This window comes from Mycobacterium sp. IDUB_37 (genome assembly GCF_055419245.1).
The window spans coordinates 343673-360914 of sequence record NZ_JBVAXG010000004.1; the positions used below are offsets into that span (position 1 = coordinate 343673).

General features: G+C 64.6%; 14 protein-coding genes. 9 read left to right on the forward strand and 5 right to left on the reverse strand.

Annotation, left to right across the window (positions count from 1 at the left end; all coding sequences use genetic code 11):
- Positions 1–606: 606 nt before the first annotated feature.
- Together ACZY1I_RS15890 and ACZY1I_RS15895 are read left to right on the forward strand one after the other, a co-directional pair.
- Positions 607–1071 carry an LppP/LprE family lipoprotein gene (locus ACZY1I_RS15890; RefSeq protein WP_463755739.1) on the forward strand — a complete coding sequence of 155 codons (465 nt, stop codon included), beginning with the start codon at positions 607–609 and terminating at the stop codon, positions 1069–1071.
- A 208-nt stretch (positions 1072–1279) separates the two neighbouring features.
- Positions 1280–2755 carry a nitrate/nitrite transporter gene (locus ACZY1I_RS15895; RefSeq protein ID WP_463755400.1) on the forward strand — a complete coding sequence of 492 codons (1476 nt, stop codon included), beginning with the start codon at positions 1280–1282 and terminating at the stop codon, positions 2753–2755.
- Here the strand turns inward: ACZY1I_RS15895 and ACZY1I_RS15900 are convergent.
- The gene (locus tag ACZY1I_RS15900; protein WP_463755401.1) at positions 2752–4686 is read right to left on the reverse strand and encodes an acyl-CoA dehydrogenase family protein; all 1935 of its coding nucleotides are present in this window, start codon (positions 4684–4686) and stop codon (positions 2752–2754) included. The two genes, ACZY1I_RS15895 and ACZY1I_RS15900, sit on opposite strands and share 4 nt — an antisense overlap.
- Before the next feature lie 104 nt (positions 4687–4790).
- On the opposite strand from ACZY1I_RS15900, the gene ACZY1I_RS15905 reads away from it, so the two are divergent.
- Complete coding sequence (locus ACZY1I_RS15905; RefSeq protein WP_463755402.1) at positions 4791–5357, forward strand: methyltransferase family protein; 567 nt, start codon at positions 4791–4793, stop codon at positions 5355–5357.
- A 15-nt stretch (positions 5358–5372) separates the two neighbouring features.
- On the opposite strand, the gene ACZY1I_RS15910 is transcribed toward ACZY1I_RS15905, so the two are convergent.
- Both ACZY1I_RS15910 and ACZY1I_RS15915 read right to left on the reverse strand, forming a co-directional pair.
- Positions 5373–8012: an ABC transporter permease gene (locus tag ACZY1I_RS15910; protein WP_463755403.1), complete on the reverse strand. Its 2640-nt coding sequence runs from the start codon at positions 8010–8012 to the stop codon at positions 5373–5375.
- A gap of 100 nt (positions 8013–8112) precedes the next feature.
- Positions 8113–8589: a MarR family winged helix-turn-helix transcriptional regulator gene (locus tag ACZY1I_RS15915; RefSeq protein WP_463755404.1), complete on the reverse strand. Its 477-nt coding sequence runs from the start codon at positions 8587–8589 to the stop codon at positions 8113–8115.
- A gap of 204 nt (positions 8590–8793) precedes the next feature.
- On the opposite strand from ACZY1I_RS15915, the gene ACZY1I_RS15920 reads away from it, so the two are divergent.
- Positions 8794–10767: an ATP-binding cassette domain-containing protein gene (locus ACZY1I_RS15920; RefSeq protein ID WP_463755740.1), complete on the forward strand. Its 1974-nt coding sequence runs from the start codon at positions 8794–8796 to the stop codon at positions 10765–10767.
- Positions 10768–10769: 2 nt separating this feature from the next.
- A complete protein-coding gene (locus ACZY1I_RS15925) occupies positions 10770–11621 on the forward strand; it encodes a CbiQ family ECF transporter T component (protein ID WP_463755741.1) in 852 nt (283 codons plus the stop codon).
- A 4-nt stretch (positions 11622–11625) separates the two neighbouring features.
- Here ACZY1I_RS15925 and ACZY1I_RS15930 read toward each other — a convergent pair whose 3' ends face one another.
- Positions 11626–12072, reverse strand: coding sequence for an Lrp/AsnC family transcriptional regulator (locus tag ACZY1I_RS15930; RefSeq protein WP_463755405.1), 447 nt, complete (start codon positions 12070–12072; stop codon positions 11626–11628).
- Between the two features lie 122 nt (positions 12073–12194).
- On the opposite strand from ACZY1I_RS15930, the gene ddaH reads away from it, so the two are divergent.
- Genes ddaH through ACZY1I_RS15950 form a run of 4 tightly spaced genes read left to right on the forward strand, consistent with a single transcriptional unit; the run spans position 12195 to position 16631 of the window.
- Positions 12195–13070 (forward strand): dimethylargininase, encoded by an 876-nt coding sequence (gene ddaH / locus ACZY1I_RS15935; RefSeq protein WP_463755406.1) that lies wholly within the window; start codon positions 12195–12197, stop codon positions 13068–13070.
- A complete protein-coding gene (gene rocD / locus ACZY1I_RS15940) occupies positions 13067–14290 on the forward strand; it encodes an ornithine--oxo-acid transaminase (protein ID WP_463755407.1) in 1224 nt (407 codons plus the stop codon). The genes ddaH and rocD overlap by 4 nt, the downstream gene beginning before the upstream one ends.
- A 56-nt stretch (positions 14291–14346) precedes the next feature.
- Entirely contained in the window at positions 14347–15759 is a 1413-nt protein-coding gene (locus ACZY1I_RS15945) for an amino acid permease (RefSeq protein ID WP_463755742.1), read from the forward strand.
- Complete coding sequence (locus ACZY1I_RS15950) at positions 15756–16631, forward strand: universal stress protein (protein WP_463755408.1); 876 nt, start codon at positions 15756–15758, stop codon at positions 16629–16631. The genes ACZY1I_RS15945 and ACZY1I_RS15950 overlap by 4 nt, the downstream gene beginning before the upstream one ends.
- Here ACZY1I_RS15950 and ACZY1I_RS15955 read toward each other — a convergent pair.
- Positions 16594–17238, reverse strand: coding sequence for a TenA family protein (locus ACZY1I_RS15955; protein WP_463755409.1), 645 nt, complete (start codon positions 17236–17238; stop codon positions 16594–16596). The genes ACZY1I_RS15950 and ACZY1I_RS15955 overlap by 38 nt on opposite strands.
- Positions 17239–17242 lie beyond the last annotated feature (4 nt).

The window sequence follows — 17242 nt, forward strand, 5'->3', positions numbered from 1 at the left end:
CCTTCTGGAGCTCATCTGCGGATTTCAAGCTGCCCTCCGTTCACCGCCTAGTCCTCTCCAACGGTGCTGCGGGACATGTGCAAATCCTGCGGCAACGATGTTTCGGGACGGGACATCCAAGGTTTCGCCCGTTTTACGTAGTTCTCGCAGTGGGCTCGGTGCCCTTGTGCGGCTCCCGAAACTATCGGGCAACGGGCACGCAAAACCGGGCGTCTACTCCGGACGGGTTATTGGTGCGTCCACGGTCGTCATCGACCGGCGAACATGCAGCCAGATTACTCGCGTGGTGACGTCATTCGTACGCTGCGGCAGGGATTTTCACGAAATCGGGGGAACATTCACAGTTTTCGTCAAGCTCCGGTGCTGATATTGGCGCGTACGTGAAAGTCCTTGAGCCGGTGATATTTTGACGCCGAACGTGCCCTGGTGGCGGCGAAAGTGCGCTCAGATCGCGTGTCGGCGGCAATTCAGGCCGTGACCGCACAGTCGGTGCCGCCAGCGCAGGTTCGACGCTGGAGACGCACGCTCGTCGCCACTCGACCCTCGGACACCTGGCGGTGCTGGTCAGATAGGCTCGCGGCCGTGCGATGGCGGGTGATTACTGTGATGTTGGTAGCCGTGCTGGCTGCCGGTTGTGGCTCGAAACCCTCGGCGTCACCCCCGGCCAAGCCGGACAACTGCAAGGAATCGGACGGCCCGACTGCCGACACGGTGCGCCGGGCGATCGCCGCGGTTCCGATTGAGGTTGCCGGTTCTACCTGGGTGGAAATCGCCCGGGGCCGCGCCCGGAAATGCCGGTTGTACTGGGTGCAGGTCATCCCCACCATTGCCTCGGAGTCGACTCCGCAGCAGCTGCTGTTCTTCGATCACAACACGCCGTTGGGTTCGCCCACTCCGAAGCCCAAGCCCTATACCACCGTGCTGCCTCCGGCAGATGACACCATAACCGTGCGGTACCAATGGCGAAAAGGTGACGATCAAGAGTGTTGCCCTAGCGGCAACGGCACGGTGAAGTTCGAAATCGGACCGGACAACAAGCTCAAAGCCCTGGGCCCGATCCCGCAGCAATAGCTCACGTCGGGCCCCTAGTTGTGGCGCGGATCACCCTGCGGTAGTTGATATTCGCAGTAAATTCCAAGACTGCCTTCGCGTTTCAGCACTCTTACAGGACACCTACAGCAGGTTCAGGCTGCGTTGTTATCGCTGTGTGTCGATCGGCCTGGCACTCTGAAAGTCCTGTTCCACATCGGGATTCAGGCATGAGGAGGTTCTGGATTTGATGCACCAGCAGACGCTGTTTCGCTCACGCGACATTTCTCATTGGGACGCTGAGGATTTGGCGGCGTGGGAGGCCGGCAACAAGGTCATCGCGCGACGAAATCTGCTGTGGTCGATCGTCACAGTGCACCTGGGTTACTCGGTGTGGACGCTCTGGCCGGTGATGGCATTGTTCATGCCGCAGGATGTCTACGGATTCTCCACTGCTGACAAGTTCTTGCTGGGCACTACGGCGACCCTGGTGGGGGCGTGCATGCGCCTGCCTTACTCGTTGGCTACCACGATCTTCGGTGGCCGCAATTGGGCGATCGTCTCGACGGCGGCGTTGCTGTTGCCTGTTGTCGGCGGGATGGTGTTGTTGATGCATCCGGGTCTGCCGTTGTGGCCGTACCTGGTATGCGCCGCGCTGACGGGATTGGGCGGTGGGAACTTCGCCGCCTCGATGAGCAACGCCAATGCGTTCTACCCGCACCGGCTCAAGGGTTCCGCGCTCGGAATCGCTGGTGGGATAGGCAATCTCGGAGTACCGATGATCCAGTTGGTCGGATTGGCGGTCATCGCCACGGTCGGCGACGGGAAGCCCTACTTGGTGTGCGGCCTGTGTGCGGTGTCGCTGTTGATCGCGGTCATCGGAGTGACGTTGTTCATGAATAACGTTGAGCAGCATCGGGTCAAGCCCAAAACGCTGCGGCCGATCATCGGGGCCGTCCTGTCGGCGCGTGACACCTGGCTGCTCTCGCTGCTCTACCTTGGTACGTTCGGCTCCTTCATCGGCTTCTCCTTCGCCTTCGGTCAGGTGCTGCAGACCAACTTCGTGGCCGGCGGCCAGACCGTGGCGCAGGCCGGCCTGCATGCCGCAGAACTAGCTTTCCTGGGCCCGTTGTTGGCCGCACTTGCGCGGGTCTACGGTGGGCGCCTGGCCGACCGGATCGGCGGCAGCCGACTCACGTTGATCGTCTTCGTCGGCATGGCATTCACCTCGGGGTTACTGATCGACGCGAGCGTTCACGAGCATCGTCACTACGTGGGCGGCACCACCACAGTCGGCTATTTCGCCTGCTTCATCGCCCTGTTCGTGCTGTCCGGATTGGGCAATGGGTCTGTCTACAAAATGATCCCGACCATCTTCGAGGCGTGCAGTCGTTCGCTGCATATCGGTGAGGCCGAGCGCCGGAACTGGTCACGGCTCATCTCGGGCGTCGCAATCGGCTTCGTGGCGTCCGTCGGGGCACTGGGCGGGGTCGGCATCGACCTCGCGCTGCGCGCGTCCTACCTGAGCACCGGCACGGGCACCGAGGCCTTCTGTATCTTCACGGGCATTTATGCGGGCGCGGCCGTGCTGACGTGGCGGGCGTACGTCCGCCGACCAGCCACCGCCATGCCAGCTGCGCAGCTGGCACTCACAGCGCCGGCGGCAGTGAATGCGCAGCTCGCCCTGACAGCAAAGCCGGTCGAACTGGCCGGCGTGAGTGGTTAGTCCGGCAGGTTCTCCGGGTGCAGCATCTCGGCGTAGCGCAGCGTTTCGGGGATACCGAACCCGTCGACCAGAGTCTTGGCGTGCGGCCGCAGCAGCCGGCAGCGGTCGTTAATGCCGCGGGTGACAGCCTTGGCCCGCTCGGTGGACAGGAAGGTGTGCTCGACGTACCAGGCCTTGTCTTCTTCGATCACCGACAGGGCATACAGGTCGCAGACCAGCCCCAGCAACTTCTTGGCTTCCTTGTCCGGGCACGACTCGATGCCGGCGACGAATGCCTCGAGCACTATCCGGTCGATATGGGCTTGCGCCGCGTGCAGCACGTGATCCTGCACGGCGTTGAAGGCGTCGAAGGCCGACATCTCTTTGGACTTGCCCTGCAGTCGGCGCGCGACCGAGGAGACCAGATAGTCCTCGCGCTCTTCGAACATCTCGACCTGGGTGCCGCGGTTGAAGAGGCTGCCCACTTCTTCCCTGTCCTGGCGGGCATCCACAATTCGCTGCATAATCGCTTCTGCCGCAGTGCGTTTGATCACCCGGTCACTCACGGTGTTGGCCGCGAAACGCACCCATCCCATGGGGCTCATGCTCTTGATGTCGTCGGCGTACGCCGTGAGCAACTCTTTGGCCACCAGTTGGGTCAGCACGTGGTTGTCGCCCTCGAACGTGGTGAACACGTCGGTATCGGCGCGCAGCGCGATCAGCCGGTTCTCGGCCATGTAGCCCGCGCCACCACAGGCCTCTCGGGCCTCTTGGATGGCCCGCGAACAATGCCAGGTGTTGGCTGCTTTCAGCCCGGCGGCACGAGCTTCCAGTTCGCGCTGCTCTTCGGCATCGACTACATCCGAAGTCTGCATGTCGTGGGTCGCCGACACCAGTTCGTTCTGCGCGAACTGCAGCGCGTAGGACCGCGCGATCAGTGGGAACAGCCGGCGCTGATGCACCAGGTAGTCCATGATCAGCACTTCGCCCTTTTCATCCGGCGCGTCAAACTGCCTGCGCTGCAACGCATACCGCGTCGCGATGTCCAACGCGACATGTGCTGCCGTGCCGGCGCTACCTCCGACGGTGACCCGACCCCGGATCAGGGTGCCGATCATGGTGAAGAACCGTCGGTTCGCGTTCTCGATGGGTGAGCTGTAGGTGCCGTCGGGTGCGACGTCACCGAACTTGTTCAGCAGGTTCTCCCGCGGAACCCGGACGTGGTCGAACATGAGGCGCCCGTTGTCGACGCCGGGCAGGCCGCCCTTGTAGTGACAGTCTGAGGTGGTCACCCCCGGCAGGTCATTGCCCTCCTCGTCGCGGAGTGGCACCAAAAGGCAGTGCACCCCGTGGTTAACGGGCTTGCCCTTCTCTGTGGTGATCAATTGCGCGAAAACCGCTGAGATGGTGGCGGTTTCGGCCGCGCCGCCGATGTAGTCCTTACGGGCGGTCGGCGTGGGGGAGTCGATCACGAACTCTTCGGTCTCGGCGTCATAGGTCGCGGTCGTCTCCAGCGCCTGGACGTTGCTGCCGTGTCCGGTCTCGGTCATTCCGAAACAGCCCAGCAGATCGAGGGTGATGATGTCCTTCACGTACCCCGCGTGGCGTTCGGTGCCCAGGTTCTCGACGGCGCCGCCGAACAGGCCCCATTGCACCCCGGCCTTGACCATCAGGGATAGGTCCGACATCGCCAGCATCTCGATCATGGTGATCGCCGCCCCGACATCGCCGGTCCCGCCGAGTTCCTTGCGGAACCCCTCATCGGAAACGCCCGCGTCCGCGATCCGCTGCATCTGCTCAGCCACTTTGGCGCGAGCGATCACGGTGTTGGGGGTGTAATGCGGGCGGAATAGATCACCGCTCAGCTTGACTCGCGTCTCGTTCTTCACATCACGCCAACGCCCGTCCAACGCGTCGCGCAGATAATCGGCAGTGGTTTTGTCTGACGCCATGCCCCGACCGTAGTCGGTCCGCCGCGCCGCCGGAATACGTCACACTTTTCGACCTTGACGTGTCGTGTAATCGTTAGGTTCGGACGGCGACGGAGAGAACTGTTATGACGCACTATCTGGCAGCACTCATGGTGGTCCTGCTGTTTGGCACTGTGCTTACCCGGGTGGCACTGCTGCGGCGAACCGGCACCCAGGCAATGCATTTCGGGAAACTCGACAACACCGACTTCGCGATCCCACCGGTGGCCCTGTTCTATTTCTATACGATTTTCGCGGTCGCGTTCGGTGGGCCGGTGATCAGCACGCAGGTGCTGTTCCGATCCACTGTTGTCGGCTGGATCGGCGTTGGCCTGTGCGGAGTCGGCGTGCTGGTGTTGTTACTCAGCCTGGTGTCGTTCGGCAAGAGCTTCCGTGTGGGCATCGATGTCGACAAGCCCGGAGGGCTGGTCACAACCGGGGTCTTCGGGATCAGCCGCAATCCGATCTACGTCGGTTTCTTCCTGTTCCTACTCGGCCAATTGTTGGTTTTCCCCAACTGGGTTCCGCTGGTATATCTGCTCGCGGGCGCCTGGCTGTTCCACCGACAGGTGCTGCGCGAAGAGGAATTCATGCGGCAGCACTACGGCCGGGAGTTTGAGGAGTACTGCAGTCGGGTCCGGCGGTACATCTGAGCGCGCACCGCGCTGCTAGGTGGCTCGAATTGCTTTGTCGGACTGTAGCGCCGCGCTCTCGGCACTCGGTGGCCGCAATCGGTAGCGGACAAATCCGGCCCACAGCAGGCCGAAGACCACCAGAACGATCATGTCGAACAACCACCAGCCCGAGTAGTGCGTCCAGAGCAGGTCCTGCTCGGCCAGCCTGTCGGCACGGCGCAGGTTCACGGTCGAGGCCATGGCGGCGAAACCCCACTGGGCTGGGACGAACCACGAGACCTGGTCGTAGCCCCAGGTACCCACGAGCGAGACCAGCCCGCCCGCGAACAACAGCGACGCCAGCACCGCCGGGATCGCCAGCGGCAGGACTTCGCGCATCGACTTCCCGACCGACGACAGTGCCAGCCCCACGATCGCTGACACGATGGCCGTCGCGGCCACACTCACGTAGATCTCGACGTCTGCGTTGCCCAGCAACGCCCCGCCCTGCTTGGGCCCACCCTTTCCGACGATGACGATGGTGGTCAGGATCGCCGCCTGTGTGGCAACGATGACGCCGAATACGGCGAACTTTGCGACGAGGTAAGCCGAAGTGGACAGCCCGCCCTGCTGCTCGCGCCGGAAGATGCGCCGCTCGGCGACCAACTCGCGGATGGTGGCCGCCGTGCCCATCAGCACCGCAGCGAAATTGAGCGCGGCCAGGATCTCGATGGCTTCGTGAGTGTTGGTCGACGACGGGCCCGCTCGGTCCAGACCGGAGTTGCCGGGAATCAACAGCGTCAACAAGCCCAAGGCGAACGGCAGCAGCAGCAAGACAAGGGCATAGACGGGGCTGGACAACAACAAGCGAATTTGGCGGCGGGCTGTCAGTCGGAACTGCTCACCGAAGGTGGCCACCGGCGGAAGTCGCTCGGGCCGGTTAACCGACGGCGATGTCGGCGAAACCGAAGCCTGCTGCCGAATCAGGAATGCGCGATGCGCGCCGTGCGGATCGGCGTTGATCCGCGCCAAGATCTCCAACCAGTCCGTGGTGCCCATCGCCGAGTCAATATGTGACGGCGGTCCCGCGAAGGCCAGGGTGCCGGCCGGGGTCAGCAGCAGCACCTGGTCGCACATGTTCAGGTAGGCCGGCGACGTGCCTGCCACGACGACGACGCAGCCGAGATCGGCCTGGCGGCGTAGCAACGCCATGACGTGATTCTGCTGGGCCGGATCCAACCCGGCGCCCGGCTCGTCGACGATCAGCAGCGACGGCCTGGTCAGCAGTTCGACGGCCATCGCCGCGCACCTGAGCGCTTCGGGCGGCAATTTGGCGACCCGGGTGGTGCGGTGCGGTGTCAGCTCGAGTTCGTCGAGCACTTGGCGGATGACCCGGGCGCGATCTTCCGCGGAGGTGCGCGGCGGCAGCCGCAGTTCGGCCGCATATTCCAGCGCTCGCTCCACGGTCAGGCTCGGGTGCACCCGGTTGTCGCGCGCAACCACGCCGATGCGGAATCGCATTGCCTCCGGCTCGGCGTAGACGTCGTGGCCGTCAACGGTCAGGATGCCGGAGCTCGGCGTTCGGGTTCCGGCGAGCAAGCCAGTCAACGCGAAATTGCGGGTCGAAGACGGGCCGACCACCGCGATCAACGAGCCCGGGCTGGTGGTGAATGTCACATTCGACAACAGCTCTTTGCCGTCAGCGGTGAGCCCGAGTTCGTAGCCGGCCACTCCAATGGTGCGCGCGCCGGGCTGCAGCGGCAACCGGCCGGTGGTTTGTGGTGCGTCTGCGTCCGTTCCGGAGTCAGTGCGACTGGGTAGCAATTTCCGGGTGGCCTCTGCGACCCGCTCGACCAACCCGCGGCCCTTGTCCGGCACGCCGTCGGCAGTCGGGTGCTGCGCGCCCGAGTCTGCGGTTGCGGGGTTTCGGAATGGCCGGGTGGGGCGCTCTAACGGGGAGTGTTCTTGGGGTGCCGAAGGTTGCGGCGGGGGAGGTGGGGCCGCGGTGATGCGTGCGGTCGGCGGTTCTGGGCTGATGCGTGCCGCGTCGGGTAGCGCCATGATGCGGGTGGTCTGCGGTTCTGCCGGCTGCGCGGTGAGGCGCGCGGTCGGCGGTTCTGCCGGTTGAGCCGTCAAGCGTGCGGTTGGCGGTTCCGGGTCGCTGCGCGCCGACTCGGGCACAGCCATGATGCGTGTGGTTTGCGGGTCCGCCGGCTGGGCGGTGAGGCGTGCGGTCGGCGGTTCTGCAGGTTGAGCGACGATGCGCGCGGTGGGTGGCTCTCCATTGGATGCCCGGCCGGGCTGCGCCGGCGGCTTGTTGACGCCCAGCGGATCAGTGCTGGGCGCCGGCGCATCATCGGGTGCGCTGAGCTCGAAGGTCAGCCGGACTCCGCGCTCAGGATCACCGACCGCGATGGTCTGCCCGCTCTGGATGTCGATCGTCGTCATCCGGGCGCCTTGTAAGAAGATGCCGTGATGGCTCCGGTCGACGGCGAGCCAACGGGTACCTGCGAACCGGAGCACCAGGTCGGGGACGGACTGCGACGTCACCTCGGAGCCGACGAGACCCGGGCGGTCCAGTCGGATGTCGCAATGATCCCCGTGACCCACGATCACGTCGCGGCCGGGCGCAAACACGTACCGCAGCGACCCGACCCATACGGTCAGCGGCGAGGCTTCAGTTATGGCCGTCACCTTTCATCACCGATTCAGCTGGATATTGACTCAAGTGTCCACCCGCTGACGCGGTCTATCCACCTACCAGGGTCGGCAAGGGTTTCGTACCGAGCCGGGACTACAGGGTGTTGCGTCCCGGCGCGGTGGCCGCATTCTGCAGCAGGCGACGCAGTACATCGACCGCCTCCGCCAGTACGGCACGGTCGGACGGCTCGAGTCGTGACAATTGCGGTTCGATGGCGGCGGCGCGGTCCTTGCGCACCGCGTTGAGGGTTTGCAGACCTTCCGGGGTAATGCGAATGCGGACCGCCCGGGCGTCGCCGGGGTCGACGGTTCGCGACACCAGGCCGGCATCCTCGAGACGGCGTACCTGAGTGGTCATCGTCGGTTGTGAGCAGTGGTCGACAGCGGCCAGGTCGCCGATGCGCGCTTCGCCCTGGGCTTCGATCGTGGCCAGCAGTCGGGCCTGCGCCGAGGGCAGCGGCATTTGGATCCGCTGCGTTGCTAACCGATTCAGCCGGGCGACCACCGCGAGAAGGTCCGCTCCGAGCCCGTGCGCGACCTCTGCGTCATTTACTGTGGCGGTTGTAGTCATATGACTATTTTTGCATAGCTTCACTATGCGAGATGCACCAGTTTCTGCGCCACCGGTAGCGCTGTGGAACTGTGTGTGACCAGTGTGGGCTCCGGGCCTGGCACAATCTGACGAGTGAGCGAAATCGGTCCGCCCCCTCGCCAACCTCGTGGTGAGTCTCGTGGTGGGCCGCTGCGGCCGACTGAATTGGCCCAGGCGTCGGTCATGGCGGCACTTTGCGCGGTGACGGCCATCATCTCGGTCGTTGTGCCGTTCGCGGCGGGGATCGCCCTGCTGGGAACGGTACCGACCGGGCTACTGGCCTACCGCTACAGATTGCGTGTGCTGGTCACCGCGACGATCGCGGCCGGCATCATTGCCTTCCTGATCAGCGGAATGGGCGGCTTCATGGGAGTCATCCAAAGCGCCTACATCGGCGGGCTGACCGGCATCGTCAAGCGCAGGGGCCGGGGCACTCCCACAGTGGTAGTCACGTCGCTGATCGCCGGCGTGGTGTTCGCCGCAGCAAACGTCGGTGCATTGATGGCGTTGACGCGGTTGCGGCACTTGATGCGTGATGCGATCACCGCGAACGTCGAGGGGCTCTCATCGTTCCTGAGCCGGGTCCATCTGGCGGGCGCCGGCGCGTGGTTGAAGTTCATGTATGCCTTTTCGCTGCGCTACTGGCACCTGGTGTTGCTGGGCATTGTGACCATCGGGGTCGTTTTCATGTCGCTGGTCGGCTGGTGGGCGTTGTCACGGCTACTGGAGCGGATGCGCGGAGTTCCCGACGTGCACAAACTGGACCCGCCCGCCTGTGACGTCGCGGGTGCCGCCGTCGGGCCCGTTCCGGTGCGTTTGGACGACGTCCGGTTCCGTTATCCCGGCGCCGGCCAGGACGCGCTGCGCGAGATCACCTTGGAAATCGGCGAGGGCGAACATGTGGCGATCACCGGTGCCAACGGCTCCGGGAAAACCACGTTGATGCTGATCCTGGCCGGCCGCGAGGCGACGTCGGGCACCGTGACGCGGCCCGGGGCGGTGGGCTTGGGCAAGCTGGGTGGCACCGCCGTGGTCCTGCAGCACCCGGAGAGCCAGGTGCTCGGAACCCGCGTCGCCGACGACGTCGTCTGGGGCCTGCCACCGGGCACCAAGACTGATGTCGATAATTTGCTGCGCGAGGTCGGGCTCGAGGATTTTGCCGAACGTGACACCGGTGGTCTGTCCGGCGGCGAGTTGCAGCGGCTGGCTTTAGCTGCAGCGCTGGCCCGCGAGCCCGCGATGCTTATCGCCGATGAGGTCACCACGATGGTTGACCAGCAGGGCCGGGAAACGTTGCTGGGCGTGCTGTCCGGTTTAACCAAGCGGCACCGGACGGCACTGGTACACATCACGCACTACAACAACGAGGCCGAGTCCGCGGACCGCACGATCAATCTCAGCGAGTCGCCCGACAACACCGTTATGGTCCAGGATTCGCCGGAGCCGACGGCCGTAGTCGGTGAAGCCCGGCAGGCGCCCGCGCTCGAACTCATCGGCGTCGGACATGAGTACGGCGTCGGGACCCCATGGGCCAAGACCTCACTGCGCGACATCAACTTCGTGGTGGAACAAGGTGACGGCGTACTGATTCACGGCGGCAACGGATCGGGTAAATCGACGCTGGCATGGATCATGGCCGGCCTGACGACGCCCACCAGTGGTGAGTGCCTGCTGGACGGCCGGCCCACGCACGAGCAGGTCGGCGCGGTGGCGTTGTCGTTCCAGGCGGCCCGGCTGCAGCTGATGCGCAGTCGTGTCGATTTGGAAGTCGCCTCGGCGGCGGGTTTCTCGCACAAGGACGAGGATCGGGTGGCGGCCGCGCTCGGTGTCGTCGGCCTGGACCCGGCGCTGGCGAAGCGCAGTATCGACCAGCTCAGCGGGGGTCAGATGCGTCGCGTGGTGCTGGCCGGGCTGCTGGCGTGCTCACCCAAGGCGTTGATCCTGGATGAACCGCTGGCCGGCTTGGATGCGGCCAGCCAATTCGGGTTGGTGCGACTGCTCGAGGATCTGCGCCGGGAGACGGGGCTGACAGTAGTGGTGATTTCCCATGACTTCGGCGGGATGGACAACCTGTGCACGCGCACCCTGTATCTGCGTGACGGTTCGCTGGAATCGGCGTCGGAGTCCGCGCCGCGGGGAACGGGGGCGGTGTCGTGAGTGTGACTTCGGTGAGTTCGGCTCCTGGACGGCAGGAGAACCGCAAGCCCGGTCGCCCGGTGGTGCTGCTGGTACCCATACCGGGCGGCTCGCCCATCCACGACTTGTGGGCAGGCACCAAGCTGCTCGTGGTTTTCGCCATTTCGGCGTTGCTGGCGTTCTATCCGGGTTGGGTGACGATCGGATTCATGGCCGCCCTGGTGGTCGCGGCGATTCGGTTCGCGCACATTCCGCGCGGGGCGCTGCCGTCGATACCTCGTTGGTTGTGGATCGTCCTGGTGCTCGGTGCTTCCACCGCGGCGCTGGCCGGCGGCAAGCCGATAGTTGTGGTCAGCAGCGTCGAGCTTGGGCTCGGCGGCATCCTGAACTTCCTACGGATCACGACGCTGACGCTGGTGCTAATCGCGCTGGGCGGGCTGGTGTCTTACACCACAAATGTTGCCGAAATCGGCCCTGCGGTAGCCACTTTGGGCCGCCCGTTGCGCCTGCTGCGGTTGCCGATCGATGAGTGGGCGGTGGCGTTGGCGCTCGCGTTGCGCGCCTTCCCGATGCTGATCGACGAATTCCAGGTGCTCTACGCGGCACGGAGGTTGCGCCCGAAGCCAAAAACCCACAGCCGCAAGGAAAAACGCCAGCAACGCAGATCTGAGGTCATCGACCTGCTCGCCGCCGCCATCACCGTAACGCTGCGGCGTGCCGACGAGATGGGTGATGCGATCACCGCGCGTGGCGGTCTGGGCCAGCTATCCGCCAACCCGCGGCACCCCAAGATGAAGGACTGGGTGACACTGGCCATCACAGCCGTGGCCTGCGGGGCGGGAATCGCTATTCAAACGATCCTCACAGCCGCTTAAGGATTCACTGCCGCATCCGGTCGATCAGGTTGGACAGCACCACGATGCTCTCGGTGCGCTCGATGTCGGCGCTGGACCGGATGCGCTCGAGTGCGGCCTCCAAGTGGCGCATATCGCGGGCCAATACACGCAGGATCGCGTCGGAGGTGCCGGTCACCGTCGCCGCGCTGACCACCTCGGGGATATCCACCCACGCCTCTCGCAGCTGATCGGGCGCAATTCTGCCGTGGCAGAAGACCTGCACGAAGGCTTCGGTGTTCCAGCCGAGCGCGTTGCGGTCGACGACGGTGGTGAAGCCCTTGATCACGCCGTTGTCCAGCATTCGATCGACGCGACGCTTCACCGCCGGTGCGGACAAATTCACCTTCTGGCCGATCTCGGCGAACGTGGCCCGGGCGTGCTCGGCCAGCTCGACGAGGATGAGTTCGTCGGTGTCATCCAGGCGGTCCATCGTTGCTCCATCATCGTCCGCGCAATAAATCACTACTTCTACGGCTGCAAGACAATATATCAACAGTAACTACGCAATAATCGTCGTTTGCTTGTGTCTAGTAGGGCTAATACTGTGGATTTATGACGGACTACTATGTCGATACGGGTCCTGCGGCTGGTTCAGCGTTTGAGGCGTGGCACGAGGCCAAGCCGCCGCGAACCCCCACCGCGCGGCACTACGCGATGACCCAGCCGGCTTTCTTCAACGTCGAATACGCCATCAACCCGTGGATGGACACCACGACGCCGGTCGACGTTCACCTGGCAGTCGCGCAGTGGGAGGTACTACGGGACACCTACCTGCGACTGGGCCACCGGGTGGATCTGGTCGAGCCGGTGCCGGGCCTGCCGGACATGGTTTACGCCGCCAACGGCGGGTTCGTCGCCCATGACATCGCGGTCGTCGCCAAATTCCGCTTTGCCGAACGCGCCGACGAATCCAAGGCTTACGCCCAGTGGATGACGTCAATCGGCTATCGGCCGGTGTCTACCCGGTACATCAATGAGGGACAAGGCGATCTGTTGATGGTCGGCGATATGGTGTTGGCGGGCTACGGGTTTCGCACCGACCCCCGCGCACACGCGGAGATCGCCGCGGCGTTGCGGATGCCGGTGGTCTCCCTCGAGTTGGTGGACCCGCGTTTCTATCACCTCGATACCGCGCTGGCCGTGCTCGACGAGCACACCATCGCCTATTACCCCCCGGCATTCAGCGAAGCAGCGCAGACGCAGCTGCGCGCGTTGTTCGCCGACGCGATCATCGTCGGCACCGCCGACGCATACGCGTTCGGGCTCAATGCCGTTTCCGATGGTCGGCATGTGGTGCATCCCAGTGCCGCAACGGGTTTCGCGGACCAATTGCGGGCTGCCGGCTTCGAACCCATCGGCGTCGACCTGTCCGAGCTGCTCAAGGGCGGCGGCTCGGTGAAGTGCTGCACATTGGAGGTGCACTCATGACGGTTCTGGCAGACATCACCGAATCGGCCATCTCGCTGGTGGAAAAGCATGCAGCGCATAACTATTCGCCACTACCGGTAGTCGCGGCCAGTGCGGAAGGCGCCTGGATCACCGACGTCGATGGTAGGCGCTACCTGGACTGCCTGGCTGCCTACTCTGCGGTCAATTTCGGTCATCGCCACCCCGCCATCACTGCGACCGCACACGCTCAACTCGACGCCGTCACATTGGTGAGTCGTGCTTTTCACTCCGACCGCCTCGGGCCCTTTTGTGCAGCACTGGCCGAGTTGTGCGGCAAAGACATGGTATTGCCGATGAATTCGGGGGCCGAGGCCGTCGAAAGCGGTCTCAAGGTGGCCCGCAAGTGGGGTGCCGACGTCAAGGGCGTCGCCGCGGGCCGGGCCAATATCATCGTGGCGGACAACAATTTTCACGGCCGCACGATCAGCATCGTCAGCTTCTCCTCCGACCCGACAGCGCGTAGCGGCTTCGGCCCGTTCACGCCGGGGTTCCGCTCGGTGCCCTTCGGTGACGCCGCGGCGCTGGCTCGGGCAATCGACGACGACACGGTCGCGGTGCTGCTCGAACCGATCCAGGGTGAGGCGGGCATCATCGTTCCGCCGGACGACTATCTGCCGGCCGTGCGCGCCTTGTGCAGGGAACACAACGTGCTGATGATCGCCGACGAAATCCAATCGGGTCTGGCCCGCACCGGCCACACGTTCGCCTGCGACCGCTGGGGCGTGGTGCCCGACATCTACCTGCTTGGCAAGGCGCTCGGCGGCGGAGTGGTTCCGCTGTCGGCGGTCGTCGCCGATCGCGACATTCTGGGTGTGCTGCACCCCGGCGAACACGGCTCCACATTCGGCGGCAATCCGTTGGCCGCCGCGATCGGCACCACGGTGGTGGACATGTTGGCCGGCGGCGAATTCCAAGCCCGTTCGGCTGAACTGGGTGCGCGGCTGCATGCCGGGTTGCGGGCGTTGATCGGCGAGGGCGTGGTCGCGGTGCGCGGGTTCGGGCTCTGGGCCGGAGTCGATGTCGACCCGTCTCTGGGGACCGGCAAGCAGATCAGCCTGCGACTGGCTGAGCGCGGTGTGCTGGTGAAGGACACCCATGACTGGACGTTGCGGTTCGCCCCGCCGTTGGTGATCACCGCGACGGAGATCGACTGGGTGGTGGGTCAGTTCGCAACCGTGCTGCGGGAGGCACATAATTAGCTGATTCAGCGACGGGAGACGCAGTGCCGGCCAATCCGATCAGCCTGAAAACGCAGATGCTGCGTCTCCGCCCGGTGGGCGGCGCTCCCGTCGCAGCCGGTGCCGACTCCGGGCTGAAGCGCAGTTTCGGCACCTTCCAGCTGACCCTGTTCGGGGTCGGGTCGACCATCGGCACCGGGATCTTCTTCGTGCTGTCGCAGGCGGTGCCCGAGGCCGGGCCCGGCGTGATCGTCTCCTTCCTCATCGCCGGCGTCGCGGCGGGACTGGCGGCCATCTGCTACGCCGAATTGGCTTCAGCGGTGCCGGTTTCAGGTTCGTCGTACTCGTACGCGTACACCACGCTCGGCGAGGCGGTCGCAATAGTGGTCGCCGCCTGCCTATTGCTCGAGTACGGCGTTGCCACTGCGGCGGTCGCGGTGGGATGGAGTGGCTACCTCAACAAATTGCTGCACAACCTGTTCGGAGTCGAAGTTCCGCATGCACTGTCGGCGGCACCCTGGGACCCGACCCCGGAGGGTGTCGCACACGGTTGGGTGAACCTGCCGGCGGTCTTACTGATCGCCATGTGTGCGCTGTTGCTGATTCGCGGCGCCAGTGAATCGGCGAAGGTCAACACCGTCATGGTGCTGATCAAGCTCGGCGTGCTTGCCATGTTCGTGGTCATCGCATTCACCGCATTCGACGACAACAATCTCAAAGACTTTGCGCCGTTCGGCGTCTCCGGCATCGGCTCCGCGGCGGGAACGATCTTCTTCTCCTACATCGGCCTCGACGCTGTCTCCACCGCCGGCGACGAGGTGAAGGATCCGCAGAAGACCATGCCGCGCGCGTTGATCTCCGCGTTGGTGGTGGTCACCGGCGTGTACCTGCTGGTTGCGCTCGCGGCGCTGGGCACGCAGTCCTGGCGTGACTTCGGCGCCCAGGAGAACGCCGGGCTTGCCACCATCCTCGACAACGTCACCCGCGGCACCTGGGCCGGCACGGTTCTGGCTGCGGGAGCGGTGATCTCGATCTTCACCGTCACGCTGGTCACCCTGTACGGCATGACCCGCATCCTGTTCGCGATGGGCCGCGACGGATTGCTGCCCGCGCGATTCGCAAAAGTCAACCCGCGCACCATGACCCCGGTCAACAACACGGTGATCGTCGCGATAGCCGCGTCGTTGCTCGCCGCCTTGGTGCCACTGGACAAGCTCGCTGACATGGTGTCCATCGGCACGTTGACCGCTTTCATCGTGGTATCGGTCGGGGTGATTATCTTGCGGGTGCGCCAGCCCCAGCTGGAGCGTGCCTTCCGGGTGCCGGGTTACCCCGTGACACCGATACTTTCGGTGCTGGCCTGCGGGTACATCCTGATCAGCCTGCACTGGTACACCTGGCTGGCGTTCAGCGGTTGGGTCGCGGTCGCGCTGGTCTACTACCTGGCGTGGGGACGGCACCACAGTGCGCTCAACGAGGAAGCGACGTGACCGTTGTCGTCGGATACCGCGCCGACAAAGTCGGGTTGTCGGGGCTGTACCTGGCCACCAGTCTGGCGCGGACACTCAAGACGTCGCTGACGGTGGCGACCATTGTGCCCGATGTCTGGCCGACCCCGTCGCTGGCGCGTGTCGATGCCGAATTCGAGCACTGGGCAGAACATTTGGCGGAGAACTCCGCCAACGAGGCCGAGCGATATCTCACCCCGCTGGTCGAGGGGCTCGAGGTGAATTACCGACAACTCGGGCATCGCTCGGTGCCGGGTGGGCTGATCGAAGTGGTCCAAGAGGTCGACGGTGAGATTCTGGTGGTCGGGTCGTTACCCAGCGGTGGTCGCACACAGATGGTGGTCGGTACCACCGCCAACTGGCTGCGGCATTCCTCGCCGGTTCCGTTGGCGATCAGCGCCCCCGGATACCATTCGCACACCGGTAGATTGACGCGACTCAGCTGTGCGTACTCCGCTACCCCGCAGTCGGTGGATGTGGTGCGCCGCTGCGTCGAGTACGCCGAGCGTTTGGAGATACCGCTGCGGGTGACGAGCTTCGCCGTTCGAGGCCGGACCATGTACCCGCCCGACGTGGGACTCGACGCCGAGGACACGATCCTCGAGGCCTGGGCGGTGCAGGCGCGAGAGATCCTGGAAGCGCTCAGGGTTGACGGCATTGTCAGCGAAGATGTTGCGCTGCAAGTTGTTACCGGCCACAGCTGGGTGGAAGTGCTCCACAAGGCGGACTGGATCGACGGCGAGATCTTAGCGGTGGGCGCCTCAACGCGCGGCGACTTCCGTCGGGTCTTCCTCGGGGCGCGCAGCGAGAAGATCGTCAGGCACAGTCCGGTGCCGGTGATGGTGCTGCAATAGCGGCGTCAAAGAACTGTAGTTCGAGTTCCATCGCTCGCCGGTAAAGGCCGGACAAGCGGTCCTGATCACCACCGTGACGATCGAGTAAGCCCTCCAGTCGTCTTGCCAGCGCGTCGAATTCGGGGCTGGAGTAGGCCATCACCCACTCGAGGTAGGGATTCTCCGGCTTGGTCTGGGCAGCCAACTGCTGACCAAGGTGGGCGTAGAGCCGCATGCACGGCGCCATCGCCGCAGCGATGTGGCCGACCGGCTCGAGCGCGGCGACCGCTAACACGAAATTCGTGTACGCCGCGGTGGCGGGGTCCGGCTCTGGGTGAAGGTCGACATCCCAGCGGGCGGCGTAGCTCTGGTGCAGGCGGAGTTCGTCGATGGTGGCGTCGAGAAGCTCTTTGAACACCATCAGCCCGTCGCGGTCCGGGCTTTTCGCCAGAGCCAGGGCGTAGGCGCGGCAGTACGCGTCGAGGAAGGCGGCGTCCTGTCCGACGTAGTAGGCGAATGTCGCTCGAGGCAGCTCTCCCGATGCGATGCCTTGGACGAATGGGTGTTGCAGCGCCGCCGCCGCCAGTTCCTGATTGCGGCGCCACAGCGAGTCGGAAAGCGAGGCCACGCTT

Bases quoted from the DNA above. Each gene is read 5' to 3' on its own strand.
- ACZY1I_RS15890 (WP_463755739.1), top strand. From the start codon at position 607: ATGTTGGTAGCCGTGCTGGCTGCCGGTTGTGGCTCGAAACCCTCGGCG.
- ACZY1I_RS15895 (WP_463755400.1), top strand. From the start codon at position 1,280: ATGCACCAGCAGACGCTGTTTCGCTCACGCGACATTTCTCATTGGGAC.
- ACZY1I_RS15900 (WP_463755401.1), bottom strand. From the start codon at position 4,686: ATGGCGTCAGACAAAACCACTGCCGATTATCTGCGCGACGCGTTGGAC.
- ACZY1I_RS15905 (WP_463755402.1), top strand. From the start codon at position 4,791: ATGACGCACTATCTGGCAGCACTCATGGTGGTCCTGCTGTTTGGCACT.
- ACZY1I_RS15915 (WP_463755404.1), bottom strand. From the start codon at position 8,589: ATGACTACAACCGCCACAGTAAATGACGCAGAGGTCGCGCACGGGCTC.
- ACZY1I_RS15920 (WP_463755740.1), top strand. From the start codon at position 8,794: ATGGCGGCACTTTGCGCGGTGACGGCCATCATCTCGGTCGTTGTGCCG.
- ACZY1I_RS15930 (WP_463755405.1), bottom strand. From the start codon at position 12,072: ATGGACCGCCTGGATGACACCGACGAACTCATCCTCGTCGAGCTGGCC.
- ddaH (WP_463755406.1), top strand. From the start codon at position 12,195: ATGACGGACTACTATGTCGATACGGGTCCTGCGGCTGGTTCAGCGTTT.
- rocD (WP_463755407.1), top strand. From the start codon at position 13,067: ATGACGGTTCTGGCAGACATCACCGAATCGGCCATCTCGCTGGTGGAA.
- ACZY1I_RS15945 (WP_463755742.1), top strand. From the start codon at position 14,347: ATGCTGCGTCTCCGCCCGGTGGGCGGCGCTCCCGTCGCAGCCGGTGCC.